General features: G+C 63.6%; 30 protein-coding genes. 13 read left to right on the top strand and 17 right to left on the bottom strand.

The features are described from left to right. Nucleotides 1-44: 44 nt before the first annotated feature. Both IWX77_RS04215 and IWX77_RS04210 read left to right on the top strand, forming a co-directional pair. Complete coding sequence (locus IWX77_RS04215) at nucleotides 45-2,381, top strand: hydantoinase B/oxoprolinase family protein (RefSeq protein ID WP_196843263.1); 2,337 nt, start codon at nucleotides 45-47, stop codon at nucleotides 2,379-2,381. 90 nt (nucleotides 2,382-2,471) lie between these two features. After that, nucleotides 2,472-3,275, top strand: a complete 804-nt coding sequence (locus IWX77_RS04210) for a hypothetical protein (RefSeq protein WP_196843262.1) — start codon at nucleotides 2,472-2,474, stop codon at nucleotides 3,273-3,275. 30 nt (nucleotides 3,276-3,305) lie between these two features. Here IWX77_RS04210 and IWX77_RS04205 read toward each other — a convergent pair whose 3' ends face one another. From IWX77_RS04205 to fadE16, 9 genes are all read right to left on the bottom strand, one after another. Next, entirely contained in the window at nucleotides 3,306-4,025 is a 720-nt protein-coding gene (locus IWX77_RS04205) for a DUF2461 domain-containing protein (RefSeq protein WP_196843261.1), read from the bottom strand. A 9-nt stretch (nucleotides 4,026-4,034) separates the two neighbouring features. Beyond that, nucleotides 4,035-4,604, bottom strand: coding sequence for an HhH-GPD-type base excision DNA repair protein (locus IWX77_RS04200; protein ID WP_196843260.1), 570 nt, complete (start codon nucleotides 4,602-4,604; stop codon nucleotides 4,035-4,037). A gap of 214 nt (nucleotides 4,605-4,818) precedes the next feature. Beyond that, complete coding sequence (locus IWX77_RS04195) at nucleotides 4,819-5,460, bottom strand: hypothetical protein (RefSeq protein ID WP_196843259.1); 642 nt, start codon at nucleotides 5,458-5,460, stop codon at nucleotides 4,819-4,821. Then, on the bottom strand, nucleotides 5,441-6,085 hold the full coding sequence (locus IWX77_RS04190) for an HAD family hydrolase (protein ID WP_196843258.1): 645 nt from the start codon (nucleotides 6,083-6,085) through the stop codon (nucleotides 5,441-5,443). Before IWX77_RS04190 ends, IWX77_RS04195 begins: the two co-directional genes overlap by 20 nt. Before the next feature lie 218 nt (nucleotides 6,086-6,303). Next, nucleotides 6,304-6,699: an Rv1678 family membrane protein gene (locus IWX77_RS04185; protein ID WP_196843257.1), complete on the bottom strand. Its 396-nt coding sequence runs from the start codon at nucleotides 6,697-6,699 to the stop codon at nucleotides 6,304-6,306. Then, nucleotides 6,696-7,250 carry a DoxX family protein gene (locus IWX77_RS04180; RefSeq protein WP_196843256.1) on the bottom strand — a complete coding sequence of 185 codons (555 nt, stop codon included), beginning with the start codon at nucleotides 7,248-7,250 and terminating at the stop codon, nucleotides 6,696-6,698. The genes IWX77_RS04185 and IWX77_RS04180 overlap by 4 nt, the downstream gene beginning before the upstream one ends. 17 nt (nucleotides 7,251-7,267) lie before the next feature. Continuing rightward, a complete protein-coding gene (locus IWX77_RS04175) occupies nucleotides 7,268-8,257 on the bottom strand; it encodes an Rv1681 family radical SAM protein (protein ID WP_196843255.1) in 990 nt (329 codons plus the stop codon). Between the two features lie 2 nt (nucleotides 8,258-8,259). Then, nucleotides 8,260-9,084 (bottom strand): Rv1680 family SBP-like protein, encoded by an 825-nt coding sequence (locus tag IWX77_RS04170; RefSeq protein ID WP_196843254.1) that lies wholly within the window; start codon nucleotides 9,082-9,084, stop codon nucleotides 8,260-8,262. A 7-nt stretch (nucleotides 9,085-9,091) separates the two neighbouring features. Then, nucleotides 9,092-10,225 (bottom strand): Rv1679 family acyl-CoA dehydrogenase, encoded by a 1,134-nt coding sequence (gene fadE16, locus IWX77_RS04165; RefSeq protein WP_196843253.1) that lies wholly within the window; start codon nucleotides 10,223-10,225, stop codon nucleotides 9,092-9,094. Between the two features lie 465 nt (nucleotides 10,226-10,690). Here fadE16 and IWX77_RS04160 point away from each other — a divergent pair, with 465 nt between their 5' ends. Then, on the top strand, nucleotides 10,691-11,785 hold the full coding sequence (locus tag IWX77_RS04160; RefSeq protein WP_196843252.1) for an S-(hydroxymethyl)mycothiol dehydrogenase: 1,095 nt from the start codon (nucleotides 10,691-10,693) through the stop codon (nucleotides 11,783-11,785). After that, nucleotides 11,785-12,414, top strand: a complete 630-nt coding sequence (locus tag IWX77_RS04155; protein WP_196843251.1) for an MBL fold metallo-hydrolase — start codon at nucleotides 11,785-11,787, stop codon at nucleotides 12,412-12,414. The genes IWX77_RS04160 and IWX77_RS04155 overlap by 1 nt, the downstream gene beginning before the upstream one ends. 265 nt (nucleotides 12,415-12,679) lie before the next feature. Here the strand turns inward: IWX77_RS04155 and IWX77_RS04150 are convergent, their stop codons facing one another. After that, nucleotides 12,680-13,354 (bottom strand): SDR family NAD(P)-dependent oxidoreductase, encoded by a 675-nt coding sequence (locus IWX77_RS04150; protein WP_196843250.1) that lies wholly within the window; start codon nucleotides 13,352-13,354, stop codon nucleotides 12,680-12,682. 194 nt (nucleotides 13,355-13,548) lie between these two features. Then, nucleotides 13,549-14,094, bottom strand: a complete 546-nt coding sequence (locus tag IWX77_RS04145; RefSeq protein WP_196843249.1) for a hypothetical protein — start codon at nucleotides 14,092-14,094, stop codon at nucleotides 13,549-13,551. A gap of 91 nt (nucleotides 14,095-14,185) precedes the next feature. On the opposite strand from IWX77_RS04145, the gene IWX77_RS04140 reads away from it, so the two are divergent. The 4 genes from IWX77_RS04140 (at nucleotide 14,186) to IWX77_RS04125 (ending at nucleotide 16,245) form a co-directional block, all read left to right on the top strand. Further along, a complete protein-coding gene (locus IWX77_RS04140; RefSeq protein WP_196843248.1) occupies nucleotides 14,186-14,434 on the top strand; it encodes a type II toxin-antitoxin system Phd/YefM family antitoxin in 249 nt (82 codons plus the stop codon). Next, on the top strand, nucleotides 14,435-14,695 hold the full coding sequence (locus IWX77_RS04135) for a type II toxin-antitoxin system RelE family toxin (protein ID WP_196843247.1): 261 nt from the start codon (nucleotides 14,435-14,437) through the stop codon (nucleotides 14,693-14,695). It begins immediately after the preceding gene. 309 nt (nucleotides 14,696-15,004) lie between these two features. Next, the gene (locus IWX77_RS04130) at nucleotides 15,005-15,676 is read left to right on the top strand and encodes a helix-turn-helix domain-containing protein (protein ID WP_196843246.1); all 672 of its coding nucleotides are present in this window, start codon (nucleotides 15,005-15,007) and stop codon (nucleotides 15,674-15,676) included. After that, nucleotides 15,676-16,245, top strand: a complete 570-nt coding sequence (locus IWX77_RS04125; RefSeq protein WP_196843245.1) for a DUF6036 family nucleotidyltransferase — start codon at nucleotides 15,676-15,678, stop codon at nucleotides 16,243-16,245. The genes IWX77_RS04130 and IWX77_RS04125 overlap by 1 nt, the downstream gene beginning before the upstream one ends. Before the next feature lie 358 nt (nucleotides 16,246-16,603). Here the strand turns inward: IWX77_RS04125 and IWX77_RS04120 are convergent, their stop codons facing one another. Both IWX77_RS04120 and IWX77_RS04115 read right to left on the bottom strand, forming a co-directional pair. Next, entirely contained in the window at nucleotides 16,604-17,020 is a 417-nt protein-coding gene (locus IWX77_RS04120; protein WP_196843244.1) for a hypothetical protein, read from the bottom strand. Between the two features lie 81 nt (nucleotides 17,021-17,101). Further along, the gene (locus IWX77_RS04115; RefSeq protein WP_196843243.1) at nucleotides 17,102-17,407 is read right to left on the bottom strand and encodes a hypothetical protein; all 306 of its coding nucleotides are present in this window, start codon (nucleotides 17,405-17,407) and stop codon (nucleotides 17,102-17,104) included. Nucleotides 17,408-17,820: 413 nt separating this feature from the next. On the opposite strand from IWX77_RS04115, the gene IWX77_RS04110 reads away from it, so the two are divergent. After that, nucleotides 17,821-18,435 (top strand): hypothetical protein, encoded by a 615-nt coding sequence (locus IWX77_RS04110; RefSeq protein WP_196843242.1) that lies wholly within the window; start codon nucleotides 17,821-17,823, stop codon nucleotides 18,433-18,435. A gap of 20 nt (nucleotides 18,436-18,455) precedes the next feature. Here the strand turns inward: IWX77_RS04110 and IWX77_RS04105 are convergent, their stop codons facing one another. The 3 genes from IWX77_RS04105 to ychF are packed head-to-tail and all read right to left on the bottom strand — an operon-like array spanning nucleotide 18,456 to nucleotide 20,110. After that, on the bottom strand, nucleotides 18,456-18,782 hold the full coding sequence (locus IWX77_RS04105; protein WP_134173636.1) for a type II toxin-antitoxin system PemK/MazF family toxin: 327 nt from the start codon (nucleotides 18,780-18,782) through the stop codon (nucleotides 18,456-18,458). Further along, nucleotides 18,779-18,982: an antitoxin MazE family protein gene (locus IWX77_RS04100; protein ID WP_134173634.1), complete on the bottom strand. Its 204-nt coding sequence runs from the start codon at nucleotides 18,980-18,982 to the stop codon at nucleotides 18,779-18,781. Before IWX77_RS04100 ends, IWX77_RS04105 begins: the two co-directional genes overlap by 4 nt. Before the next feature lie 54 nt (nucleotides 18,983-19,036). Continuing rightward, nucleotides 19,037-20,110: a redox-regulated ATPase YchF gene (ychF, locus tag IWX77_RS04095; protein ID WP_196843241.1), complete on the bottom strand. Its 1,074-nt coding sequence runs from the start codon at nucleotides 20,108-20,110 to the stop codon at nucleotides 19,037-19,039. A 63-nt stretch (nucleotides 20,111-20,173) separates the two neighbouring features. On the opposite strand from ychF, the gene IWX77_RS04090 reads away from it, so the two are divergent. After that, nucleotides 20,174-20,788: an exonuclease domain-containing protein gene (locus IWX77_RS04090; protein ID WP_196843240.1), complete on the top strand. Its 615-nt coding sequence runs from the start codon at nucleotides 20,174-20,176 to the stop codon at nucleotides 20,786-20,788. 78 nt (nucleotides 20,789-20,866) lie between these two features. Next, nucleotides 20,867-22,363, top strand: a complete 1,497-nt coding sequence (locus IWX77_RS04085) for a DNA recombination protein RmuC (protein ID WP_196843239.1) — start codon at nucleotides 20,867-20,869, stop codon at nucleotides 22,361-22,363. Between the two features lie 109 nt (nucleotides 22,364-22,472). On the opposite strand, the gene glpX is transcribed toward IWX77_RS04085, so the two are convergent. Then, nucleotides 22,473-23,405 (bottom strand): class II fructose-bisphosphatase, encoded by a 933-nt coding sequence (gene glpX / locus IWX77_RS04080; RefSeq protein WP_196843326.1) that lies wholly within the window; start codon nucleotides 23,403-23,405, stop codon nucleotides 22,473-22,475. Between the two features lie 211 nt (nucleotides 23,406-23,616). Between glpX and fbaA the strand changes: the two genes are divergently transcribed. Together fbaA and IWX77_RS04070 are read left to right on the top strand one after the other, a co-directional pair. Continuing rightward, on the top strand, nucleotides 23,617-24,642 hold the full coding sequence (fbaA, locus tag IWX77_RS04075; RefSeq protein ID WP_196843238.1) for a class II fructose-bisphosphate aldolase: 1,026 nt from the start codon (nucleotides 23,617-23,619) through the stop codon (nucleotides 24,640-24,642). 4 nt (nucleotides 24,643-24,646) lie between these two features. Continuing rightward, on the top strand, nucleotides 24,647-25,222 hold the full coding sequence (locus IWX77_RS04070) for a DUF6264 family protein (protein WP_196843237.1): 576 nt from the start codon (nucleotides 24,647-24,649) through the stop codon (nucleotides 25,220-25,222). Nucleotides 25,223-25,224 lie beyond the last annotated feature (2 nt).

Raw genomic sequence — 25,224 nt, 5'->3', positions numbered from 1 at the left:
TCACCTCGCATCAGCACTCGCATAAGCAAAGGAGCTTGAGCACTATGACACTGACAACTGACGAATTCGTACCCACCAGTGGAAACGACGACGATGCCAACCAGCTACTGACCGACCAGGAACAGCAGTGGGTCGACAAGTTCATGGACGAGACCACCCTCTTTCTCGGACCCGACCCGGCCATCATGCGCCACCACGAGATCATGCCGCGCACGGACTATGAAGAGGAGTGCATCGCCAACGGGATCGACCCCTTGGAGATTGACCGCATCCGCAAGCGCCTGGCCGGTGCCCTCGACGAAGCCTTCGAAATGTGCGAAAGCATGGGTGCCGCTCCCGGCGCAAAATGGGCCGACCTGTCCTGCGCCGTTTATACCGCCGAGGGTGACGTCACCTATCTCTCCAATCGCGGCGTTATCGCGTTCTCCGCGGTACTGCACCACCCCATCCGCTACATCATGAAGAACTGGAAGAACGAGCCCACCGTCGGCATCAACGAGGGTGACGGATTCTTCCACAACGACTCCCGCTTCGGCATGGTGCACAACACTGATCAGTCGATGCTGGTGCCGGTCATTCGCCATGGAATCATCATCGCCTGGGTTGGCGCGACCATTCACGAGGGTGAAAACGGCGCCTGCGAGCCGGGCGGCATGCCGTCGGGCTCGGAGACACCGTTCGACGACGGCCTGCGGGCCTCGCCGATCAAGATCGTGGAGAAGGGCCACCTGCGCCGCGACCTGCTGACCTTCCTGCAGCACTCCACCCGCGACCCGAAACTCATGCTCGCCGACATCAAGGTGAAAATGGGCGCCGTGCGCCGCATCATGGACACCGTCGACCGTCTCATCGACGAGGTCGGGCAGGAGACATTCGTTGCCTCCCTGCGCGTCACCGTGGAAGACGTGGAGACCGAGGTGCGCCGCCGCATCGGCGAACTGCCCGACGGCACGGTTACGTTCAACCAGTTCGTCGACTCGACGCTGAAAGAAAACATCCTGATCAAGTTCGCCTGCAAGATCACCATCAAGGGCGAGCGCATGATCGTGGACCTCACCGGGACCGGCCCCGAGATTCTCAACCGGGCCATCAACTCGCCACTCGCCTCGACCAAGGCATTCATGGTGCAGGCTATTTTGTCGTACTGGTGGCCCGACCTGCCACGCTCCACCGGGGCGATGAGCCCGATTGACGTCATCACCGAAGAGCACAGCTGGGCGGATGCCGGTTACGACGCTCCCGTTGGCCAGTCGCTGCAAGCCTCCTTCCGCGGTTTCTCCGCGCTGCAGAGCGCATTTGCCAAGATGCAGTTCTCGGCACCGCAGAAATACTCCAACGTCGTGGCACCCTGGTTCAACCAGATCAACGACTTTCTGTGGGGCGGTACTACCCAGAACGGCGAACAGGTCGGCAACCTGTGCGCCGACCTGAACGGCATGGGTGGCGGAGCGAAAGCCTTCCGTGATGGCGAGGACGCCGTCGCCCCGCTGTTCTGCGCGATGGCCGACATCGGCGAGCAGGAAGTCATGGAAGAAGAGGTGCCGTTCCTGCAACTCGTCAGCAAGCGTCTCGTTCGTGACAACCAGGGCTTTGGAAAATTCCGCGGTGGCATGGGTTACGAAATGATGGTCGCCTCACGCGGCACACCCAGCTGGGGTTTCATGACCGTCACGAGCGGATCGAAGTTCTCCTCCGTGCCCGGCATGTTCGGTGGCTATGGCTGCCCGGTATACCCGCTCGCGATGGTGAAAAACGTCAATATCTACGACATCATCAAAAAGGACCCGACGCAGTTCAATCTCTCCATGGAACGGGTGATGAACGAGCAGCCGTTCGAGGGCGGCGACTATCAGTCCTCGCACATGGGGCTGCAGTTCGACGTGGCAAAAGAGGGCGAGCTCTACATGATCGCCCAGGGAGCGGGCGGCGGCTACGGCGATGTGCTGGAGCGCGACCCGGAACTCGTGGTGACCGATCTGGAGCTCGACCGCATCAGCGCCCACACCGCCTCGAGCATGTACGGCGTGGTGTGGGAACCCGGCACCTACGTCGTGCACGAAGATCAGACCAACGAGCGGCGGGCCCAGATGCGCCGGGACCGCATTGCGCGCGGCACTCCCTACAAGGAGTTCGTGAAGAAGTTTGTGCAGGAAGAGCCGCCGGCCGACCTGCTGTACTTCGGTTCCTGGGGCCAGGACGACGACGAAAACCTGATCGCCACCCACTGGGGTGGACTGGAACCGGAACGGGTCACCGGCAAGCTCGCCGAGCTCCCGCTGATCATGGTTCCTGACCGTCGGGTGCTCAAGATCACCAAGCTAGAAGCCCGGGTGCGCGAACTCGAGCAGAAATACGGCGAAGTCGTCGAGCACAAATCCTAGTATCCGCCTGCTGACCCGCGGCTGCGGGGCCGTCTCCTCGCGGCCCCGCAGCCGCGGGTCGAACTACTTGATTGATTGATGGGAGACACCGTGACACTTTCGCTGAATGCGCTTCTGGCCGAGCCCACGTCGGGCCGCCGTCGGGCTGTCGTGCTGGACAGCCACGACTATGCCCAATCCGTTTTCTTGCAGGGCAAGCCCGTCCCGTGGCAGGAACCGATGGCCTACGCGAACTTTTTCGGCCAGGTTCAGGGCGTACTCAAGTCTGACCTCGCACTACTGAGCCTTGATCGGTTCTACGCTCAGCGTGTCGCCGCCGATCCGACGCTGCAAGCGGCAATGGGCGCTAAATCTCGCACCGGCTATGCCCTCCGCACCCTGCTCCACAATGCTGAGACGACCGCATTCGTCATCGAACTTGCCACCACCTTCAGCCAGACGCAGCGGGTGCCCGTCGTGCTGCAGATTCCGTCGCCAATGCAGTGGCTGGCGCGCACGCATCCGTTTTCGGGGGCGACCGACGTGTCAGGGCTCGACGCCGACACCGCCGAAAACGCATCCATGTACGTCGCCGACTGGCTACGCGGATTCGCCGCGCTACCTTTAATCGCCGTCTTGCTCGACGACCGCGGCCCGGGTGGCAACGCTGCATCGGTGCCACTGGCAACGTATTCGCCGATTGCCAACGTCACCGACCACTATCGGTGGGCACTCGGCCAGCGGCACGAGGATCGGGTCGAGTTGCACGGCAGCGAACTGAGCGGTGCCGTGATCGGCGCGGATTTCTGGACGACCGACACCGGCACACTTCCCGACGGCGACTTTCTGGTGGGCGAGGTGCCGCGAGGGGCGGTTCCGGAGCAGGTACTGGACCGCATTACGACGATGGCCTAGTCGGCGCCGCCATTGTTCTGCCGGCCGCAGTCAGGCGAAGCGACGCCGCCCCGATGCCGCTTCCTGCTCGAGCGGGGTGGCCGTGGCCAGGGGCACGTTCAGAAAGTCGATGAACGGCTGGAAGGCTCGAAACCGTTCAATAACGAGGTCGATGAAGTTGTCCTGCAGCGCCACATCCCCGGGAAGGGTCGAGAACAGGGCCCAGCTGCGATTGAGCAACAGGTCGGCCGCCGGATGATCGATGGGAAACCCTCGGGGCGGGCGGCTGAGCTGATTACCGCTGAACGGTTCTGCCACCGTCCCGAGCGCGGGGGCCGCCAGCAGCGAGCGCAGCTCAACATGATGGTCGAGTACGTAGTCGCGGATGGCCCGCAGTTGCGGTGCCGGCGGAGCATATGCTCCGCCGGCGACCATGACACCGTGCACACCCACCTGAAGAAAGTACCCGGCTGCCCCGGCCTTCTCCAACCCGTGCCGGGGCCAGGAGGCGGCCAGATGTGTCTTGTACGGCGTCTTGTCCTTGGAGAATCGCACGTCGCGATAGATGCGCAGCATCGCCTTGGTCGGCGGGCGAATGTAGTCGCCAGCGAAGTCACCCATCCCGCCGTTGAGCGACTCAATGACCGCGAGCATCCGCCTTTTCAGTTCGTGCTCGTAGACAGGTTTGTGCTCTTCAAACCACTCGCGTTCGTTGCGGTGCTCAAGTTCGTCGAGAAAGTCGAATGTCTGCGCACTGAAATGGGGGCTCACCCCGCGAGACTACGCCTTTGCAGCGGCCTTGGCAGCGCGCTTGGTCTCCCGTACGCGTGTGACTGAGCCGGGGTCGACGATGTCGGCCACCGACCGGAATGATCCTTCCTCCCCATAGGGAGCGGATGCTTCGCGCCAGCCGGGCGCGTTGACACCGAGTCGCTTGCCGAGCAGCGCCAGAAAGATCTTCGCCTTTTGTTCACCGAAACCCGGAAGCGCTCTGAGTCGGCGCAGAATCTCGGCTGCGTCGGGAGTGCCCCCTGTCCACAAGGTGGTCGTATCGCCGTCCCAGTCGCGCACGATTGCCTCGGCAACAGCCTGCACCCGGCCGGCCATGGAGCCGGGATAGCGGTGCACGGCCGGGGTCACGCGAAAGACCTCCACGAAGGCATCGGCGTCGTAGGTCGCGATGGTTGCCGGGTCGAGGGTGCCAATACGGTCGCGAATCTTGGCCGGACCGCTGAAGGCGACCTCCATGAGGATCTGCTGGTCGAGCAGCATGCCGACGAGCAGGGCGAACGGGTTCTCACTGAGGAGAGTGTCGGCGGCGGCATCGCCGGTGAGGTGCAGGGTCGTCATGCGCCCATTGTGCCACTGCGCGACAGTCATCGCGTGCCCAGCAACCGAGCGGGTGAAACCGTCGGCCACACAATGATTCCATGCACGACGCTGATGCGGCGAAGCGTTGGCGCCAGGTCGACCATGACCCAGCTGACAGAATCACGTCCGCCGGGACAGTGCCGCCCTGGCCCAACCCGTCGAATCGAGCGGGTGCGGTCACGGCTCGCAGGCATCAGCCGATCGGCTCGTTCCACAGGTGAACGTTGCGCGGCGAGTAGTGCGTGCGCACGGTACGCCATTTGCTGCGGAAGAACACGACGAAAAGCACTTCGGCAACAACCACCACGGCGAGGCCGGCCACGGCAGCCACTTCTAACCAGACCGGATTACCCGGGCTCAAATTCGTGTAGATGATCTCGATCCCCACTACCAGGCTCGCCCAGCCCGCGCCGAGTAAGAGCAGAACGGTCGACGCGTACGGGTAGGACATATGGTTGCCCTTGGACATCAAAGCGCTCTCCCACGCCATCGAGCGATTGTCGACCAGAGCGTTGATGCGCAGTTCGAGGTCGCGGATCCAACGCCCCGCTCGCTGCGAACGGTCGTATTCACCGAGCCAGATGAGCAAACCCGTCTTGGCGAGTTGCGGCACGAAGAGCGCGGCTATGATGCCGGATAGCAGCCCCGGATCCTTCTGTGCGAGCAGCCCCGCGATCATGACGGCGAGAGCCCCGAAGGTGAAGTTGACGATGGTGACGCGATTGGAGATCGATGCCATCGATTCCTGACGCAAACTCTCGTATTCTGCGAGAGCTGCCTGCAGCTGAAGGGCACGATCATCGCCCGCGTCTCCTTCAGCTCTTTTCCACATCATCACTCCCCCTTGATTGCCATCCCGCAGACAACAGGACCTCGTCCCCCACTCCATACATTGTCGCCTGAAACCCGCAGCGCCTTGCGCGCACGATATTGAATGCGCGATCGTCGATTACGAGGGTTTGAGACGGGCGAAGAACGGCAGCGGCCACCTCGAAGAGTCCCGGATCAGTATCACCCTTCGTCACGCCGGCACCGAAGGACGTGAACTCCCAGCTCAGTTCATTCGGGGCTATCCCGAGGAGGGCAAGCTGCTTCGGGTACCAGAACGCAGTGTTGTTGGTGATCAGCCCCCAAGGGCGATCTGCCCCACGAAGGAAGGCCAGCATCCGCTGCGCTCCGGGGGTAGCCAGCAGCAGGTTGCGTTCCACCTCTGCGATCATCGTCGGTGGAATGTACGCGCCAATGATCTCGGCGAGCTCGTGCCAGTAGAGATCCTCTGGCGTGGCTTCACGGGCATAGGCGTTCCAGAGCACTCTGCCGGCTTCGCGCACGACAGTGTGATCAAGTCCCAGTCGATCAGCGATGCCCTCGGTCGGCGTGAGCAGCAACGCTTCCCACGGATCGACGGTGAGCACCCCTCCGAGGTCGACCAGAACCGCATCGAATTGCTGCGACGTCATGAGGCTTCCTACCCGCTCGCCGCACGTGAGTGTTGAAGCGGACCTCGACAACGTTACGCCACGAATGCTGACTCGTCAGGCGACGAGAACTGTGTGGCCGTTATGGCGGCACGATCGGTTCGTGGGAGCTGTGAACGTTCAAGTGGAACTCCACCGGATTGGATTCGTGACAGTTGCCGGCGTGGAATACAGCAGCAACTGGCGCGACCCGGTGCGCCTCATTGGGTCGCAGTTATCGGCCGAGAGGTACACCAGATCGCGACAAACGCGGTGCCGAATCCGACCATCAGTGCGGCGGCGTTGACCGACCCGGCGATGATACCGATCGTTTGCCCATAGGTCACGAGCCGCACCAGACCGGCGACGATCAAGATCGAGCCGGCGGCGAGAACCAGCACGGGGAGCCGCAGCGCGCAGCCCACCGCGGCCAGCGCCGCCAGACCGACCAGCAGCAACCCTTGCACGAGGTTCACCGAAACAAAATGCAGTGGCGTGTAGTCCACCAGGGAGAACAATGCACTGAGCGCCGTGAACCCGGCGACGAGCAGGCCGCGGGCGCGCCAGCTCAGGGTGCGGGGGTCCCGCACAGGCGCCCTGCCCGTCGAGGCGTTCATGACAGCGCCATCGCGATTCGGGAAAGCCTACTCGTGCCGAGCGACCAGCGCGGGCGAAGCAGCCCGTCGACCCCCGCGACGCGCCCAGCGGCGGTAGCCAGGAGCACGAATTGCGCGGCGAACATCAGGTAGTAGCTCCACTGCCACTCCGCTGGCGTGTTCAGCACCGAGAGGGTGATCGCGATCGTCTGCAGAATGCCCACGATTGCCCAGAAACGCGTCAGGAGTCCGACCAGCAGGAACGCGCCGAGGCAGAACTCGGCGATGAGCACCCCCCAGCCGAAGAGAGCGAAGTTCGGGAGGATGACGTTCTGCACCAGCCAGCTGAAGGGGGCCAGGACCGGGTTGTCCACGGCATAAGAAATGTACTGATACAGCCCGCTGCCCGCAGCCTGCCCGAAGTCGGGCGGGCGTTTCCAGTTGACGTTCTGCAGCCACATCAGCCCGACCGCGATCCGCACGGCCGCGAGCACCACGCGAGTGGGTCGGCCAGTCGGGATCGCGTTGACGTCCAGCTCTTTGGCGGTCAATGGCGTCCTGATTCCGGTCACGGCGTTCTCATTCCCGTTCAGGCGCAGGCGAACAGGGCGGACGCGGCTGTCATTGACGACCACTGCTCGGCGAAAAGGTCGCTGACCAGGTCGAGGGAGGGAGCGAGTGGGAGGATCTGCCGGCTGACGAGGGCGTCCTCGTCGAGTGCTGCAACCGGATGCCAGTAGATGCCCTCGGCGGTTACGGTCACCTCGGGGATGAGCGACTCCCGCGAGAACGTGAACCCCTCATCGGCGACGCCCTGGAGTGCGATCGGACGGATCACCTGATCGGCCCGCGGAATCCCGAGTCCGTCAAACAGGGCGTGCAGCTCGTCCAAGGCTGGGTCGTCGTGCGCCGAGATGGTCGCGGCGACCCGCACGGTGAAGCCCTCGTCGAGTGCCACCCGAATTCCGGCAAGTGCCCGATTCCAACTCCCGGCGCCGCGGTGCGAGTCGTGCACCTCAGCGGTCGGCGAGTCCACGCTGATCTGAAGAGCGAAGCCCGCGCGCGGCATGGCCTGCAACTTACGCAATCCCAGGCCACGGAACAGCATTCCATTGGTCAGCAGCGTTGTCGGCAGTTGCTCGACGCAGGCCCGCACGATCGCATCGATGTCCGGAAGGAGGAATGGTTCACCACCGGTGAGATACAGCTCGCGCACGCCCCACGCTGCCGCTTCGACGACCAGGGTCTGGATCGTCTCAATTCCGAGAAGGCGCGGATCGGTCTTTGGCGAGGACGCGACACAGCAGTAATCACAGGCCAGGTTGCAGTGAAAGTTGGTGTACAACCAGAGTCGTGCTCCGGGCATCCGGTCGGCGGGGATCATCGTCGCCGGGTTGCGCGGGCGTCCGCGGCCGACGGTTACGTGGCCGGTGTCTTTCTCGACCATCATTGTGCTCACGACCGTGTTGCCGGTCTTCGCACACCATCGACGCACGAGGTCAAGTTCGCTCGCCGAGGCCACCGGGAACTCAGCCGTGTCGCCCTCGGCCAGCTGTTCGACGGTGCGCATGAGCGCCATGACTACCATCGGGAATCGACGCCCTGTTCCTCGATCGCCTCGAACAGGCCGGCGTAGCCGTCAAGGTGCGGCTCAACCCACTTGGTAAGGCCCTCCAGTTCGAGGATGCGGCGGTGCGCGGGCACCTCCCAGTCCATCGCGAGCAGTTTCGCAACCCACGGAGCGCTCACCGACTCGGGGAGCGTGTCGAGAGCGGTGAACATGCAGTGCGAGTAGACGTCAGTTTGCCAGACCTCTTCCAGCATCCCGGGCATCAGATCCCCCCGGCCGATGTTCTCCCAGACCGTGATACCGATGGCGGCGACATCGGCGTCACCGGCCAAAACGGCGTCGATCGCGTCCAGCTCACTGCGACCCGTATCACCATGCTTGCCAATGTCACTATCGAAACGGATGACCTGCATGTGGTCGACATCCACGCCGGCTGCGCGCAGATAATGCAGGGGCAGGATCGCGGCGTGCGCTGAGTCCGCCGACCCGAGTGCCAGCCGTCGGGTCGCGATGTCGCCGGGGCCGGACCAGCCGCTTCCCGCCGCCGCCACGAACACCGTGGAAAATGCGGCGTCGGTGTCGCGCATCGCGAGCGCCCGCACGTGCCCATCGGTCTGCAGCACGGCGCGGACGTACGCAAGGTTGGTATTCCAGGCGATGTCGATCATTCCGGCCCGCAGAGCGTCAACCAGGCGACCGTAGTTGGAGAACAGCACGAAATCCATGGCCGTATCGGGCTCGTCAAAGTAGTCGCGGATACCCTCCCAGATAGGAACGACGTTCGGCGTGTAGGCGACCGCTCCGACGAGCAGAGGGGCTCCGATTAGCTGTGACATACGCCGCTCAGAACAGCGGAAGGCCGGTGAGGGCCTTACCGTAGAAGTCGTAGAGCACGTCGGCCGTCGGCGCCATGACCGACCCGGCGCGGGCATCCCGAAAGGCCCGCTCGATCGGAAGATGCTTTGAGAACGCCGCCCCACCGCACACCCGCATCGCCGATTCGGTAATGGTCAGCGCGGCATCGTTCGTGGAGGCTTTCACCCCGAGCACGAACAATCCGGTGTCCGCGGCGGGGCTCGCCACCCGAGCCGCGGCCTGCGCCAGGTACGCGCCCTGGGCGGCGAGCGCGATACTCATTTTTGCCACCTGAGCGCGGATGGTCGGCAGCGCCGACAGCGCCTGGTCCAGGTGCTCCAAGCGGGCACCGGTGACGTGGGTCGTCGCCGCATCGACCGCCGCCCGTGAGAGCCCGAGCGACACGGCCGAGTTGCCCAGGTTGAACCACGGCAACACAGTGGCCATCATCGTGCCGAACCCGCTGCCCGCCTCGCCGATGCGATAGCCGGACGGAATCGTCACCGCCACCGACATCGGGCTCGCCTCGTTGCCGCGCAGCCCCAGGGCGATCCAGGGGCCGGCGACCTCCAGACCGGGTGTGCCAGCGGGGATCGCGTACAGGTCGACGGTCTTGGGGTCGACCGCGCTCCGTGACGACATCACATAGACGTCCGCGTGCGCGGCCGAGGTCACCCAGCTCTTGTACGCGGTGAAGCGCAGGTCATCGCCGTCGGCGACCGATTCCGATACGGGAGCCCAGAAATGTGACCGCGACCCTTTTTCGCTGAAGGCGAGGGTGCCGAGCACCTCGCCCGACGCCATCCGCGACAGGAGGTCCGGCATCGCGACCGGAGGAGCGGATGCCACCGTCACCGCCGCGGCGACGTGCATCAGGTAGATCATCGCGGTCGATCCACAGGCCGCAGCGATGGAGCCGACCACCTCGATGAACTCAGCAGGACCGGCGCCCATGCCCCCCGAATCCTCGCTGATCACCAGCCCGAGCAGCCCACTCGTGCGCAGCGCCTCGACTGCATCCACCGGATAGGCGCCGTCAGTATCGACCTGGTCGGCGTGAGCGGCGGCCACTGCCGTCACCTCCGCGACGACATCGTCGAGCCTCGTTTGTGTGATGGTCATCCGGTCTCCTAGCATCGTCGCTGAAGTTTCTCGCCACCGCTGACGCAATGCCGACCCGGCAAGTATTGCCTATCGGGATGCCAAATCAAAGGGGACATTTTTCCCGGTTTCCCGGACCTTCATCCACGGGCCATTTCTTACCAAGCGCGCTGAAGAACTCAACGTTCGAATGCGGAATGACCGCCGAGAGCGTAAATGAGTTCAACTGTTTCTTCTCCCATGACCATTCCACCCGAACGAACGCTCCATTCGCCAATGAGCCATTCGCTGGCGAGGCTGCCCGTCTTGATCGTGTCTCGCTTCCGTGGTCGACAGCGACAGCGACAGCGACAGCGACAGCGACAGCGACAGCGACAGCGACAGCGACAGCGACAGCGACAGCGGACTCCGGCCAGCGTCGATCAGGATGCTTCGGTAGGTTGAAGACCTGCCATTTCGGCTGCCCGGCAATTCACGAGGAGCTCCATGCCCATCACCGTCCAAGGCGCGATCGCCCGCTCGAAGGGGGCTCCCGTTGAGCTCACCGACATCGTCATACCCGACCCCGGTCCGGGCGAGGTCATCGTCGACATCGAGACCTGCGGCGTTTGCCACACCGACTTCCATTACAAGGAGGGCGGGATCAACGACGACTTCCCGTTTCTGCTCGGGCACGAAGCCGCCGGCCGGGTGAGCATCATCGGTGCGGGAGTCACGCACGTTTCCGTCGGTGATTTCGTCGTGCTCAACTGGCGGGCAGTCTGCGGCGATTGCCGAGCCTGCAAGCGAGCAGAGCCCTGGTATTGCTTCAACACCTTCAACGCCACCCAGAAGATGACCCTCACCGATGGCACCGAGCTCAGCCCGGCCCTCGGCATCGGCGCCTTCGCCGAGAAGACCCTCGTTCATGAGAAGCAGTGCACCAAGGTGCACCCGGACGCGGACCCCGCGGCGGTCGGACTCCTCGGCTGCGGCATCATGGCCGGCATCGGCGCGGCGATGAACACCGGTCACGTCTCCCCCGGCAACTCGGTGGCCGTGATCGGCTGCGGCGGCGTCGGAGACGCCGCAGTGGTTGGTGCAGCCCTCGCCGGAGCATCCACCATCATCGCGATCGACCGCGACGCGAAGAAGCTGCAGAAGGCCACCGGGTTCGGCGCCACGCACGTGATCGACTCCTCCGGGCTCGATGAGGCCGGCGTGGTCGCGGCCGTTCAGGCGCTCACCGATGGTTTCGGCGCCGACGTCGTCATCGACGCGGTCGGTCGCCCCGAAACGTGGCGGCAGGCGTTCTACGCCCGGGACCTGGCCGGCACCGTCGTTCTTGTCGGCGTGCCAACGCCAGACATGATGCTTGAGATACCGCTGCTCGACGTGTTCGGCCGCGGCGGATCGCTCAAATCATCTTGGTACGGTGACTGCTTACCGGAGCGCGACTTCCCGATGCTCACGGAGCTCTATCTGCAGGGCAGGCTGCCGCTGGCCGATTTTGTGAGCGAACGCATCGGCATCGCAGACATCGAGGCGGCCTTCGCCAAGATGGCCTCCGGCGACGTGCTCCGCTCCGTGGTGGTGCTGTAATGACCGCGCGCATCGACCACCTGGTCACCGAGGGTACCTTCAGCCTCGACGGCGGCACGTGGGCGCTGGAGAACAACGTGTGGATCGTCGGCGACGACACCGAGTGCCTCGTCATCGACGCCGCCCACAACGCGGATGCCATCCTCGCGACCGTCGGCGATCGCCGGCTGCTCGGCATCCTCAGCACCCACGGGCACAACGACCACATCGGTGCCGCGGGTGCGGTCGCCGCTGCGTCGGATGCGCCCATCTGGCTGCACCCCGATGACCGGATGCTCTGGGACGACGTCTACCCGGACACCGCCCCTGTTCGCGACCTCGCGGACGGACAGCGCATCGATGTGGCCGGCGTCGAACTGCAGGTCATCCACACCCCCGGTCACTCGCCGGGTTCGGTGTGCTTCTACGCTCCCACCTTCGGTACCCTGTTCAGCGGCGACACACTGTTCCACGGCGGACCGGGCGCTACCGGCCGGTCGTACAGTGACTTCCCCACGATCATCGAGTCGATCACCACCAGACTGCTCACCCTACCCGCCGAGACCATCATAAACACCGGCCACGGCGAGTCGACCACCATCGGCGCCGAGGCCTCTGATCTGGCGGACTGGATCGCCCGCGGGCACTAGCCGCGACGGGCGGTTCAGGGTTCAGAACAAGACGTCGGATCGAAACTCAACTGGTGAGTGAAACGACACATTGAAGCGGAACGCGTCGTTCGCAACAAACCGAGGGCCTGCGAAAAATAGCCCATTGACTGGAAGAAAAGTACGAAGTCCTCGACTCAGTAGACGTTGAAGCGGAACTCCACCACGTTTCGTCACCGATCAACGTCAGAGAATGACTTTGCTCTCGCCGTACAGTCCAATTGAAAGTGGGGCAGCAGCTACTGCCCTACTCCCGACCGTCCTCAAGCGGGATGAGCATGGTGCGGAACGGACCGGCAACGGCGTGGATGTCCCAGATGCGATCGGCGACACCGTCGATGCCGTTGGCAAGCTGAAGCTGGGGAATGCCACCGGGAATCACCAGTTGGTTGACACGGATGCCCTCACCCGCGAGGGCATCGTGGAGCATCTCGCCGTAGGCGCTCTCAGCCGGGAAGGCGACCGATGTGCCGGCGAAGTCAGCGCGGGCCTTCACTGAGGTTCCACCGTTGATCATGATGATGCTGCCGCTATTTGTCTGCCGCATCGCCGGGAGCACTGCACGCACCGCGTGGATGAGCCCGAGGGCCGAGAACTGCAGGGCCTCTAACGCCAGCTCGGGAGTCATCTCAAGCACCGGCTTCAGGTAGTCGCGCGACGGGAGCGGGCTATATTGCAGCGCGGTGATGGCCCCGAGCTCTGCCGCGGCACGCGTAAGGGCAGCTTCGAGCGACGCCGCTGTGCGGACATCAGCAGGGTAAGCACTCGCGGTGAAGCCAGCAGCAGTGAGCTCGGCTGCCATAGCGTCTAGTTTCGACTGGTTCCTGGCGATCAGGGCAATTGAGAAGCCTTCGCGCCCGAACCTTCGCGCAACTGCTGCGCCGAGTCCCGTTCCGGCTCCGATGATGGCGATGACAGGCACGATGATCTCCTTCGATTGATGCTGCTGTGATGACGAACGCGAGGAGCTAGAGCCTATACATTGAACCTAAACTCCACCACGTTCCGCATTCGAGCAACATCATGCTGATTGGTCTACCACCAGCAGTAACCTGCCACTGTTGCCGACTCAGTTGAGGTGTGACCTGCAAACGAGGCATCCCCGAGTATGGATATCTACTCGGCCTGCCAAGCCAGAGGCGTGCTGGTCGACAGCGTCTCACGCTCTCCCGTTTCCAGATTGACTGCGAAGCGGATTCGCTTCGACGGCGGCCCACCACGATCAGGATGGCTGATCAACGCCATATTTTGCGAAACGTCGATCTCGACACCCAAGTGAGAGATTCCTGCCGCGCGGAGCTCCTTTACGAGGGCGGGAGCATCCTTGCGAGGGAATTGCTTGTACTCGATATTCAGAGACTCGGGGAAGGAGCGGATAAGCATGGCTTCGGCGACCGTGACCAGCTTGGACTTCGCGACGAGCGGGTCATCCGGCGTGGCCAAGAACTGGCTGGCGAAAAGCCCGATCTCTTCGACGTTGTCAGCGCCGATGCTGAAGACCGCTTCCCTGCCCTGAATCTGCGCATCCATCACGATGACGGCAACGGCGGAGTTGGGGTGGAAGTCAGCCTGCTCGGCAAGCACCTGCTGGAGTTGCTTGTGCCCATCCCCACTGCGCTTAGCGGCAGTTCGCTCGCCATGCTTGCCGTAAGACTGACCCACATACTCGACCTGATATGTGACGGTCCCCGAAGCAGAACGGAGGGCCTCCGAGCACCTGTACATCTGACGGATCAAAATGTACGTTGGAAGCATGTCAATCGTCACCGTTACCGCCGCCCGGAGCAGTCTCCCCGAGATCATCGAGCGCGCCCGCGGGGAAGCCGTCTTCCTCGAGCGACGCGGGACGGTGGAAGCTGTCGTCGTCAGCCCGGCCCAGTACGAGCGCATGATGGATGCCCTGGAAGACGCTGCGGATGTAGCTGCGTTCGACGTCGCAATGGCTGAAGAGGGCGAGCACATTCCTTGGGCGCAGGTCAAAGCCGATCTCGGCTGGAGCTGAGTGAGCAAGTCCCGAATCGAGGTTCGGCCCGCTGTGCTCAAAGCTCTGCGCAGCATCCACCCCACAGATCAGGCTCGCATCCATGGGGCGATTGCCCTCCTCGGTGAGGATCCTCGCCCGCCTGGTGCAAGAGCTCTGCACGGTCGTTCCGGCCTTCGGGTTCGCGTCGGCAACTACCGCATCATCTACACCGTCGACGAGGGCGTGCTCCTGGTTGTAGTCGTAACGCTCGGTCATCGCAGCGACGTCTACGACGTTTAGCCGGCGGTGACGTTTAGCCGCCGGTGACGTTTAGCCGGCGGTGACGTTTAGCCAGCGATGACGTCTAGCCGGCGATGACGTCTCAGCCAGCGGGTCACAGAACTCCTCGGCAACCGATGACTGTTATCGAGCTACCGGTGCTCGGTCACCGGTCTGGCGTGGGACGCACTCTTCGACCCGTCAGAGAAGGTGCCGCTCAACTGGTGCCTGGTCGGCGGCCAGCAACTTCAGGCACGGGCGGTAACGAAGATTACCGGCTTCTGCCTGATAGAGTATTTACGTATTCGTAAAAAGAATGGGGCGTGAATCATGACTGCAACGATCCTCGCGCGGGCTGCAAGAGCGGCCAGCGGCCTCAGCCAGAGCAAGCTGGCGCTACTTTCCGGACTCGCCAGCTCATCCCTGTCCTTGATCGAACACGGCAAGCGTGAACCAACGGTCCAGACCCTGGAGACGCTCCTGCTCGCCACCCGCCATACAGTGGTAACGATCCCCACGGTGCGTAGCGATGCAGCGCGCATTGCAGCTGGCATCAGTGCTGACCTCGCTGCTGGCAGCACCGCCGGCAGCACCGTTCTTGGCCGTGTTGACAGGAACGGTGCCCACAAGAAAAGTGCTGACGGCCACACTGAGCAACACAGCGCCGCCGCGAACGAAGCGGGGGCATTCAGGCGCTGGCTCCAGCTCGCCGACAACCTCGCGGCCGAGCGCGGCGCTACCCGCGTCGGGCTCACCCTCACCGAGCCCGCCCCGACTGGCTCTGTCCAGTGGGACACCGCGATCGCTGCGCTCTGCGAGTACCGCCTCAACGCGGATGCTCTCCCCGTTCCTGAATGGGTAGGCGCTAGGTCGGGCAACCCCGGCGCCCCCTGGACGCCGCGGACCAGCGACTACGACATTCCCGTCGACATCTCGCAGGTCCCCGCTGAGTTCCTCCGCCGCGGCATCCTGGTCGAGGCTGCAACCTTGGAGAGCGTCTAATGCCCACAGACCAGCTCGACCGCGACGATCTCATCAAGGGCCTCGGTGCCGTGATCACAAAGCTCCGCGCGGCTGGCCAGCCTGCTGGGATCAGGATCATCGGCGGTGCAGCACTCGCGCTGCGCTATTTCGACCGGCGCACCACGGTGGACATCGACGCACGAATACAACCCGAGGAGCCGGTCCTCGAGGCGGCCGTCGAGGTGGCGAACGAGAACGGCTGGGCGCACGACTGGCTCAACAGCAAAGCCGCCGGCTTCATACCGTCCTACGGTGCGGACCCCGAATGGGAGGTTCTCTACAGCAGCGACAACATCACCGTCGAGGTCGCCTCGCCCCGCGCGCTGCTCGCGATGAAGCTCAACGCGTCCCGCCCCTCCCGGGACGTCCAGGACATCGCCTACCTTCTCGCCCTCTGCAACGTCGCCGACGTCGGCGCTGCGGAAGAGCTGCTTGATTCGTTCTTCCCGGGCGACGGGCTCCCGGACAAAGCCCTCCGGCTCCTGGCGCCCATCTTCGCCCGCGGGCTCCCCACCGTACCGGAGGCGCCGCCCGCACCCGTCTTCTGACGAACGCGTGTTCCGTGCATGAGAAGGCCCCGTGTCTCGAGATCCTTCTCGCGGCAATGGTCCAAGGACGTGTGAACGATCGCGCATGTCGCCGCCTCGGCGCCTGCGCTCGAGCGGGCTGCCAAATAGAGTGTCGTCCCGAGCACGACCCCGACCCCTTTTTCTGCGCAGCCTCATCTCACTTCAAGGGGGTGGTTTTTTACCCCCGATACTCGCACGTATCACGAGTATGTCCCTGGGAAGATGGGCTGCGATAAATCGGGATTGCGGGTCCACAGGAGGCTGCCGACTGCGTCCCGACCTCGACGTGATCGACCAAATCGGGGACGTCACCTGTCGATCCGCTGAGCTAGCAGCCCTACGGGTACGTGGCCGCCCACGACCGCCCGTCCACCTCAGCCCGCTGCCGCAGGTCGTCCCACAACGGCGGACCGGACGCGACAGTATCGAGGGCCTGGTCGATCGCCGAGAGAGCTGTCTGTACAAACTCGGACCTCAGGACGGGGCCGTCCTCGTTCGCATCCGCGTTCGGATTCGCCTGCCAGAAAGCGTAATCGGCCACCTCGTACACCTGCAGAGCCACCCAAACAGCGTGCTGCGGATCGTCCGTTCGCCATGTGCTGAGCGCGTAGGAGACGGCGGCCGCACCGTTCTGACCGTATGCCGACTCAAGGACCCACCCATCATCGTCTTCGTCAGGAACCATCGACGTCGCTTCGGCCTCCATCGCCTGCACTTCGCCTGCTGGTGCCGTATCCGCCAGAATCAGTGACACCTCCGGCTCGTGGCGGCGCGCAGCGACACTCAGCTGATGAGGAAGGTGCGTCCTGCCTGGAGACCTGCTAAATACTTCAGCCTAGGCAGAAGTCTCTGTACCTTCCGGCAGACCGAGGGCGCGAAGCGCAAGTCCGTCGAATCGCCGCAGCATCGACCATTCAAGCGTTGCGGTCTCCGTACGGACGATCATGATGATTGTTGGCTCACCGCCGAGGGATTCGCTCATGCGCGCCGGACGACGCGAACCCGCGACGGTGTCAGTGAGTTCAACGGTCAACTCCCCCATAACCATTCGACCCGATCGAACGCTCCACTCGCCAATGAGCCATTCGCTGGTGAGGCCAGCTTGGTGACCCGCCACAACGCGCAAGCCGCCAATGAACACACGGTGATTCGCGGCACGTGCTCGTCGGCCTCCGACGAACGAATCCCCGATCAAGCCTCCGATCAGGTCTCCGACGACCCACCCGATGAACTGCGCAATCATCCGAGTCCTCGCACCGATGGAACCGCAACATTCACCATGTCGCCAGCGCACGGCAGCGACGACTTATCAAACACAAGGTGCATTTGTCACGCACTCTTGAAACCTGAGCCCGAGAAAGTGCGGATTAGCCTGAAACTGGGGCACGCCTACACGTTAAAGCGGAACTCCACCACGTTTCGTCACTAAGCAACGTGACGACAGGAGTCGGTTCGCCAGCGCACAGTCACGACCTCTGCAGCACGGTATCCTTCAGCCACGGCCCGTGAAATTGCGTCGATTCATCGTGGGCCCCACAAGGAGGCCGAGCCAGAATGAGCGACATTACGCTAGCGCGCACTCTCGTTCCGGATCGATATGCCGGTCTTCCCATGCTGCGATTGTTCCTTCCGCTCATCGATACCAACGATCGGGCGCGCCGGTGGTCCTCGTATCTGGAGGACGGAATCGAGCTGGCCGGCTCCACGGAGTGGTTCGAACTGTGGAATCGGCATAGGGAGTCCCATGGGGCAGTCGAGCCCGCCCCTGTGCCCGCGCGCGGACGTCTCGACCCGCTGACCGCACGCGCCTTGAAGGACGCACTCATGCTCCGGGCCTCGCCCGACACGGTCCTGCACTGTTTGTGCTGGGAGGGATATGCCGCTGTCCCCGCTGACCCAGGCGGTCCGACTGTTCATCATTTTGGACATGACTTCGTCCGCTGTGACCTCACGATTCGGCAGATGCTCCATGAAGAGACAGCCGACCGAATCCCCGAGTTCGCCCACGACGACCTGGGGCACTTCGCCTGGGGCACCAACCTCTACCCCGACTCAGTGATTATCGCCGGTGCGGAGCCGATCTACCGTGCGCTCATCAATGACCCCCGGCTCGACACGGTGACGATCAGGAAAGAGTCGGACCTTCTGCCCGTGAGCTCCGGAGACTGAAGACCGCGCGCCTCCTCAGCTCAATCGGCCAGTCCGAGAAACACCATGATAAGGCGCTCCAGATCGACAAGCTGGGACGAGGACATCCTGCCGATCTTCTGCCCAAGGCTTGCTCGACGCACCGTGGTGATTTTGTCGACCATCACGAAGCTGGCTTCGTCGAGTCCGTTGAGCGTATCGGCGGGGATTGGCATCCGCAGAAGCGGAGCGGACACGCGGGTGGATGTCAACGGACACACAGTGACAGATTCTGTGCCGTCGAAGCGATCATCCTGCAGCACGACTGCCGGTCGCGGTTTTGACGCGTAAATGCCTCCTGCGACGGACCAAATCTCGCCTCTGATCATTCCTCCCACGGAGCCGAGACGGCTTCGACAAAGGACTGGTCATCGTTGGCGTGGTCGGCAAGAGCTACCGCGACAGACTCCCGATGCGCTTCTAGCGCGAAAGACTCAGAACGCACGTCGGGGACCCACACCTGAACCAGACGGAAGCCCTGCTCTCGCATCCGGTCCCGATGCGCACTGACTCTGTCCCGTACCGCCATGCAATAATGTTACATGTAACACTCGTGGCGCGCTAGAGGCGTGCACACGCAGAACTAGACATTGAATCTAAATTCCACCACGTCGCCGTCTTGCATGACGTATTCCTTGCCCTCGATACGAGCCTTACCCTTGGAACGTGCCTCGGCGATTGATCCGGCGGCCATGAGGTCTTCGAAGGAGAAGATCTCCGCCTTGATGAAGCCCTTTTGAAAGTCGGTGTGGATGACTCCGGCGGCCTGTGGTGCGGTCCAGCCCTTGTGGATGGTCCAGGCTCGGCATTCTTTTGGGCCGGCCGTGAGGTAGGTCTGCAGACCGAGGGTGTCGAAGCCGATGCGGGCGAGCTGGTCGAGTCCGCTCTCATCCTGGCCGGTCGAGGCGAGCATCTCGGCGGCATCCTCAGCGTCGAGTTCGCTGAGCTCAGACTCAAGTTTCGCGTCGAGGAACACGGCGTTGGCTGGCGCAACGAGGGCTGCCAGGGTCGCGAGCTTCTCGGCATCCTGCAGCACGGCCTCATCAACGTTGAAGACGTAGATGAACGGCTTCGCTGTGAGCAGACCAAGTTCGCTGATCGGTTCAATGTCGAGCGTCGACGACGACAGCGGCTGGCCGCCGTCGAGGATGGCCTGCGCCTTGAGCGCAGTCTCGAGAACGAGCGGCGCCATCTTGCGACCCTTGACCTCTTTCTCGAAGCGCAGCAAGGCCTTCTCGAGGGTCTGCAGGTCGGCCAGGATCAGCTCGGTGTTGATGGTTTCCATGTCGCCGGCTGGGTTGACCTTGCCGTCGACGTGCACGACGTCGGGGTCGGCGAAGCCGCGGATGACCTGTGCGATGGCATCCGCTTCGCGTATGTTGGCGAGGAACTTGTTACCGAGTCCCTCCCCCTCGCTCGCTCCACGCACGATGCCGGCGATGTCAACGAATGACACCGGTGCCGGCAGCAGGGTCTTGCTGCCGTAAATGGTCGCCAGATCGGCCAGGCGCGAATCGGGAAGGTTCACGATTCCAACGTTGGGCTCGATCGTCGCGAACGGGTAGTTCGCTGCGAGCACGTTGTTCCTGGTCAGCGCGTTGAACAGGGTGGACTTGCCCACATTGGGGAGTCCGACGATTGCAATTGTAAGAGCCACGAGAGATCATTCTACCGGCCGCGTCGGCGCGGGCTCTGTCGGTGGTCCGTGAGAGCATAAGGCGTGCTGAATTTCACCGCGATTGATTTCGAAACCGCCAACTCCTCCGGCGCCTCGGCGTGCTCGGTCGGGATGGTGAAAGTGCGTGACGGTATGGTCGTCGATTCGGCATACTGGCTCATTCAGCCGCCGCCCGGCCACGACGCGTTCTCCGAGTGGAACACCCGCATCCACGGCATTACCGCAGCGGATGTCGTGGGTGCAGCCACCTGGGCGGAGCAGCTCCCCCAGCTGGTCGCCTTCGTCGACGGCGACGACCTTGTCGCCCACAATGCCGGTTTCGACCTCGGCGTAATCAAGACGGCGTCACGCGTAACCGAGCAGCCGGTGCCTGATTTTCGCTATGTCTGCAGCTTGCAGGTTGCCCGTCGCACCTATCACCTCGAGTCGTATCGGCTGCCGGTCGCGGCCATGGCGGCCGGCTTTGAGGACTTCTCGCACCACAACGCGCTCGCCGACGCTGAGGCGTGCGCGGCCATCATGATTCACGCGGCCAAGCGCCACGAGGTCGATACGCTCGAGCAGCTTGCCCACGTGACCCGGGTCAAGGTCGGAGCGATTGGTCCGGTCGCTACCAGGGAGCACGCCTCAACACACGGGCCGATGGCGCTCAACTAGGCAGATTCATCACGTTGGCAACCCGCCTGATCCGAGTGTCATTTCGGCGATGTCGGTGGTCGCTGGCAGACTTAAAGCATGGATCCACTGCTGAGTTTGATTGTCGGTCTCGTCGTCGGTGCCGCGTTGGGCGCCCTGCTGACCATGGTTCTGCTGCAACGCCGCCGCGAGGGAGGCTCTGGGGTTGACGCCGGGGTTGACGATCCCGCCGTGCTCGAGGCTCGCCACCAGGTGGCCCTCGCCGAGGCACGAGCGAGCGAGGCGACGGTTCGCGCGGCTCTACAGAGTGAGCTGTCGGCCGCACTCGCCACCGTCGACGGCCTCACCGCGCAAAGTGATCATGACCGGGCCACGGCGCGTGAAGTCGTCGAACGGCAGCGTTCCGACCAGCAGCTGCAATCCGAGCGGGAGAAGCGCGAGCACCTCGTGCTGGAAGCCCTCAGCCCGGTGCGGGAGACCCTGCGAACCATGCAGGAGAAGGTCACCGATCTGGAAACCCAACGCAACGAACAGTACGGTTCGCTTTCGGAGCAGCTCAAGCAGGCGCAGATATCTGATCAACAGCTGCGGGTGACCACCGAATCGCTCGCGAGCGCACTGCGTTCCAACAGCACCCGCGGTGTCTGGGGTGAGACCCAGCTGCGGCGCGTGGTCGAAGCGGCCGGCCTTGCCCAGTATGTCGACTTCAACACGCAGACCAACATCACCACGGATGCCGGGCTCGGCCGACCTGACATGGTCGTGCGCCTGCCCGGCAATAAGTCGATCGCGATCGACGCCAAGGTTCCGCTCGAGCACTATATCGAGGCGAGCACCATTCCCTATACGGCCATAGGCGAGGAGGGCGCTCGTCGCACGGTGCTGATCGACAAGCACGTGAAGGCCGTGCGCGCCCACATCGACGCGCTCGCCAAGAAGACCTACTGGGAAGGCTTCGATGCCAGCCCCGAGTTCGTGATCGCGTTCATACCGAGCGAGTCCCTGCTGTCGGCGGCGCTCGAAGCCGACCCATCAATTCTCGACTACTCGTTCAGTAAGCGGGTGGCCCTGGCGTCGCCGGTAAACCTATGGGCGGTGCTCAAAACGGTCGCCTTCACCTGGCAGCAGCAGGCGGTCACGAACGAGGCCCAGAAACTCTTCGACCTTGGCAACGCCCTGTACCAGCGACTCGGTGCACTGTCCGGCCACGCCGAGTCGCTGCGCAAGGCACTGGAACGAACCGTGGACAGCTACAACAAGTTCGCCAACTCGCTCGAGTCCCGGGTGCTCGTGACCGCTCGGCAGTTTCCCGGAATAGACCAAACCAAGATCGGGCTGCTTGCCGAACCGGCCATCGTTCACGACTCACCCCGCAAACTAACCGCGCCCGAGCTGGAAGCGCCTTCATCCGCTCTGAACGCATCAACATCGCCTACATCAACATCGACTACATCAACATCGAACTCGGCCGAGCTGCACTCGGCCGAGCTGCACGCGGCCGAGCTGCACGCGGCCGAGCTCGGTACCACTGAGCTCGGTACCGTCGAGCTAGACCTGACCGACGTTGAGGAATTCGACTCCGACCTGCGCGTGTAGTTCGCAGCTTTTCACAGTACTTCGATGCAGAAAACTGCACGGCTCGCGTCTGAACGAACAGACCCGAGTCGTGCAGTTTCGGTGACGGCCTAACAGTTGATCGGAACGGCTACAGCCACTTCTCGGCGAGGTGTTCCGCGATGACACGGCGGGCCGTGCCCGAACGCGAGCGCAGCACGATGCTTTCGGTACGAATCATCGGGCCCTTGCGACGGACACCGTCGACGAGTCCGCCATCGGTCACACCGGTCGCCACGAAGAACGTGTTGTCACCGCTGACCATGTCGTTGATCTCAAGCAGCTTGTCGATGTCGAGCCCGGCCGCGACGCCGCGAGCGCGTTCGGCGTCATCCTTCGGGGCGAGGCGTCCCTGCATATAGCCGCCGAGGGCCTTGAGGGCGCAGGCCGTGGTGATTCCTTCCGGGCTTCCGCCAATGCCGACGCACATGTCAATGCGAGTCTCGTAGCGGGCAGCGTTGATGCCGCCGGCCACGTCGCCGTCAAGCATGAGGCGGGTGCCCGCGCCGGCGCTGCGAATCGCGTCGATCAGGCCGGCGTGGCGAGGGCGGTCGAGCACGGCGATGGTCATCTCACCGATCGGCTTTTTCATGGCCTGGGCCAGTTCACGAATGTTGTCGGCGATCGACTGGTCGAGGCTGACGACGCCGCGACCGGCCGCACCGGTGACGATCTTGTCCATGTAGAAGATCGACGAAGCGTCGAGCATGGTGCCGCGGTCCGACACGGCGATGACGGAGACGGCGTTCTGGCGGCCGGCGGCCGTCAGGCTCGTGCCGTCGATGGGGTCAACGGCGATGTCGCAGGCGGGGCCACGGCCGTTGCCAACGTGCTCGCCGTTGAAAAGCATGGGGGCTTCATCTTTTTCACCCTCACCGATGACGATGAGGCCGTCGAAGTTGACGGTGCCGAGGAAGGCGCGCATGGCGTCGACGGCGGCCTTGTCGGCGGCGTTCTTGTCGCCGCGACCGATGAAGGGTACGGCACGAATAGCGGCGGCCTCGGTCGCACGCACGAGCTCCATGGCGAGGTTGCGGTCGGGATGTTGAAAGAGGGTGGCGGTCTCAGTGCTGTTCACGAAAGGTCCTCCCGGACGTTAGTTCGACTTCGATAACGACGGATGCGCGGCGGGTCGCGCGGATTGTCCGCCCGAGTCACCTTATCGCGGCAGACCACACGACGGCGGGCGTCGCTAGACTCGGGATCACACCCCCGCACACTTTCGAGGAGAAGCAATGCCCATCGCAACCCCCGACCAGTACGCCGCAATGCTCGACAAAGCCAAGACGGGTGGGTTCGCATACCCGGCGTTCAACGTGTCGTCGTCGCAGACCATCAACGCCGTTCTTCAGGGCCTCACCGAAGCCGGATCCGACGGCATCATTCAGGTCACCACCGGCGGCGGCGACTACTTCGCCGGCCACACTGTGAAGAACCGCGCCTCCGGCGCGCTCGCCTTTGCCCGCTTCGCGCACTCGGTCGCCGACAACTACCCGATCACCGTCGCGCTGCACACCGATCACTGCCCCGAGGGCGCCCTCGGCGACTTCGTCATTCCGCTCATCGAAGCCTCGGAGTCGGCGGTGGCCGATGGCGGCCACCCCATCTTTCAGTCGCACATGTGGGACGGTTCGGCCATCGCACTCGACAAAAACCTCGACATTGCCACCGGCATACTCAAGCGCACCCGCGCGATCAACGCCATCCTCGAAGTTGAGATCGGTGCCGTCGGTGGCGAGGAAGACGGCGTTCAGGCCGACGTGAACGAGAACCTGTACACGACCCTTGACGACGCGATCAAAATGGTCGAAGCCCTCGGCCTCGGTGAGCAGGGCCGCTATATGGCCGCCCTCACCTTCGGCAATGTGCACGGCGTCTACAAGCCCGGCAACGTGAAGCTGCGCCCGGAACTGCTCAGGGAGATCCAGACCGGCCTCTCCGCAAAGTTCGAGCTCGAAGCGCTGCCCCTCGACCTGGTCTTTCATGGCGGTTCCGGCTCGACCGATGCCGAGATCGCCGAGGCCGTCGCCAATGGTGTCGTCAAGATGAACATCGACACCGATACCCAGTATGCCTTCACCCGCTCGATCGCCGACTACATGCTCAAGAACTACGACAGCGTGATCAAGGTCGACGGCGAAGTCGGCAACAAGAAGGTGTACGACCCGCGCGCCTGGGGCAAGGTGGCCGAGTCGGCCATGGCCGCTCGCGTCGTTGATTCCACCCGTCAGCTCGGCTCCGCCGGGCACTCAAACAGTTAGAGCAATGTCAGAGACCCCGGACTCCGTTCCACCCCCCGCGCCAGACCCACGCCCCCGCCCCCAGTACGGCGAACTGGCCCCTGAGGGCTGGACGTGGCAGCCACCGCAGGAAAAAGACCGGGTTGATCCCGCTCCCGCCCCCACTGTCGGGGCGGCATCGGGCACTCCACTTTACGCGACCACCCCGACCGTTCAGTCCGCCACGGCAACGCGCGCCGTTCCCGGATGGGACCGCCCGTGGACCATCGGGCTACTGACCTTCGGACTCCTCGCCACTGTCTACGGCGTCTTCTCGTTGGGCGGGTTCCCGGTCGCCATGCAGATTTTTTACACCCAGGAAGGTCTGGGCACGTACACTCCAGGAGCATCTATCGGCGCCATCACGACGGTCGGGGCAATAGCGCTGGTTTTTGTCTGGCTGGCCACGGCGGCGGTATCGGTCCGGCTGCTCGTGCCGCATCGACGTGCGTTTTTCGTGCCCATCGTCGGTGGTGCCGTGTCGCTCGTGGTGCTGTTCGCCTTCACCATGGCCGCGTTGTTCATCGACCCGACCCTCATTGAGTTTCTGAGCCGCCAGTAGTC

This window comes from Cryobacterium sp. CAN_C2 (assembly GCF_015751745.1).
Classification (GTDB): domain Bacteria; phylum Actinomycetota; class Actinomycetes; order Actinomycetales; family Microbacteriaceae; genus Cryobacterium.
The sequence above is the reverse complement of the archived record's forward strand: the minus strand, read 5'-3'. Positions and strand labels throughout refer to the sequence as shown.

Excerpts from the sequence above, each read along its gene's own strand:
- IWX77_RS04215 (WP_196843263.1), top strand. The coding sequence starts at position 45 with ATGACACTGACAACTGACGAATTCGTACCCACCAGTGGAAACGACGAC.
- IWX77_RS04200 (WP_196843260.1), bottom strand. The coding sequence starts at position 4,604 with ATGACGACCCTGCACCTCACCGGCGATGCCGCCGCCGACACTCTCCTC.
- IWX77_RS04195 (WP_196843259.1), bottom strand. The coding sequence starts at position 5,460 with ATGATGTGGAAAAGAGCTGAAGGAGACGCGGGCGATGATCGTGCCCTT.
- IWX77_RS04190 (WP_196843258.1), bottom strand. The coding sequence starts at position 6,085 with ATGACGTCGCAGCAATTCGATGCGGTTCTGGTCGACCTCGGAGGGGTG.
- IWX77_RS04185 (WP_196843257.1), bottom strand. The coding sequence starts at position 6,699 with ATGAACGCCTCGACGGGCAGGGCGCCTGTGCGGGACCCCCGCACCCTG.
- IWX77_RS04175 (WP_196843255.1), bottom strand. The coding sequence starts at position 8,257 with ATGGCGCTCATGCGCACCGTCGAACAGCTGGCCGAGGGCGACACGGCT.
- IWX77_RS04170 (WP_196843254.1), bottom strand. The coding sequence starts at position 9,084 with ATGTCACAGCTAATCGGAGCCCCTCTGCTCGTCGGAGCGGTCGCCTAC.
- fadE16 (WP_196843253.1), bottom strand. The coding sequence starts at position 10,225 with ATGACCATCACACAAACGAGGCTCGACGATGTCGTCGCGGAGGTGACG.
- IWX77_RS04160 (WP_196843252.1), top strand. The coding sequence starts at position 10,691 with ATGCCCATCACCGTCCAAGGCGCGATCGCCCGCTCGAAGGGGGCTCCC.
- IWX77_RS04155 (WP_196843251.1), top strand. The coding sequence starts at position 11,785 with ATGACCGCGCGCATCGACCACCTGGTCACCGAGGGTACCTTCAGCCTC.
- IWX77_RS04140 (WP_196843248.1), top strand. The coding sequence starts at position 14,186 with ATGTCAATCGTCACCGTTACCGCCGCCCGGAGCAGTCTCCCCGAGATC.
- IWX77_RS04130 (WP_196843246.1), top strand. The coding sequence starts at position 15,005 with ATGACTGCAACGATCCTCGCGCGGGCTGCAAGAGCGGCCAGCGGCCTC.
- IWX77_RS04125 (WP_196843245.1), top strand. The coding sequence starts at position 15,676 with ATGCCCACAGACCAGCTCGACCGCGACGATCTCATCAAGGGCCTCGGT.
- IWX77_RS04110 (WP_196843242.1), top strand. The coding sequence starts at position 17,821 with ATGAGCGACATTACGCTAGCGCGCACTCTCGTTCCGGATCGATATGCC.
- IWX77_RS04105 (WP_134173636.1), bottom strand. The coding sequence starts at position 18,782 with ATGATCAGAGGCGAGATTTGGTCCGTCGCAGGAGGCATTTACGCGTCA.
- IWX77_RS04100 (WP_134173634.1), bottom strand. The coding sequence starts at position 18,982 with ATGGCGGTACGGGACAGAGTCAGTGCGCATCGGGACCGGATGCGAGAG.
- IWX77_RS04085 (WP_196843239.1), top strand. The coding sequence starts at position 20,867 with ATGGATCCACTGCTGAGTTTGATTGTCGGTCTCGTCGTCGGTGCCGCG.
- glpX (WP_196843326.1), bottom strand. The coding sequence starts at position 23,405 with ATGGAGCTCGTGCGTGCGACCGAGGCCGCCGCTATTCGTGCCGTACCC.
- fbaA (WP_196843238.1), top strand. The coding sequence starts at position 23,617 with ATGCCCATCGCAACCCCCGACCAGTACGCCGCAATGCTCGACAAAGCC.
- IWX77_RS04070 (WP_196843237.1), top strand. The coding sequence starts at position 24,647 with ATGTCAGAGACCCCGGACTCCGTTCCACCCCCCGCGCCAGACCCACGC.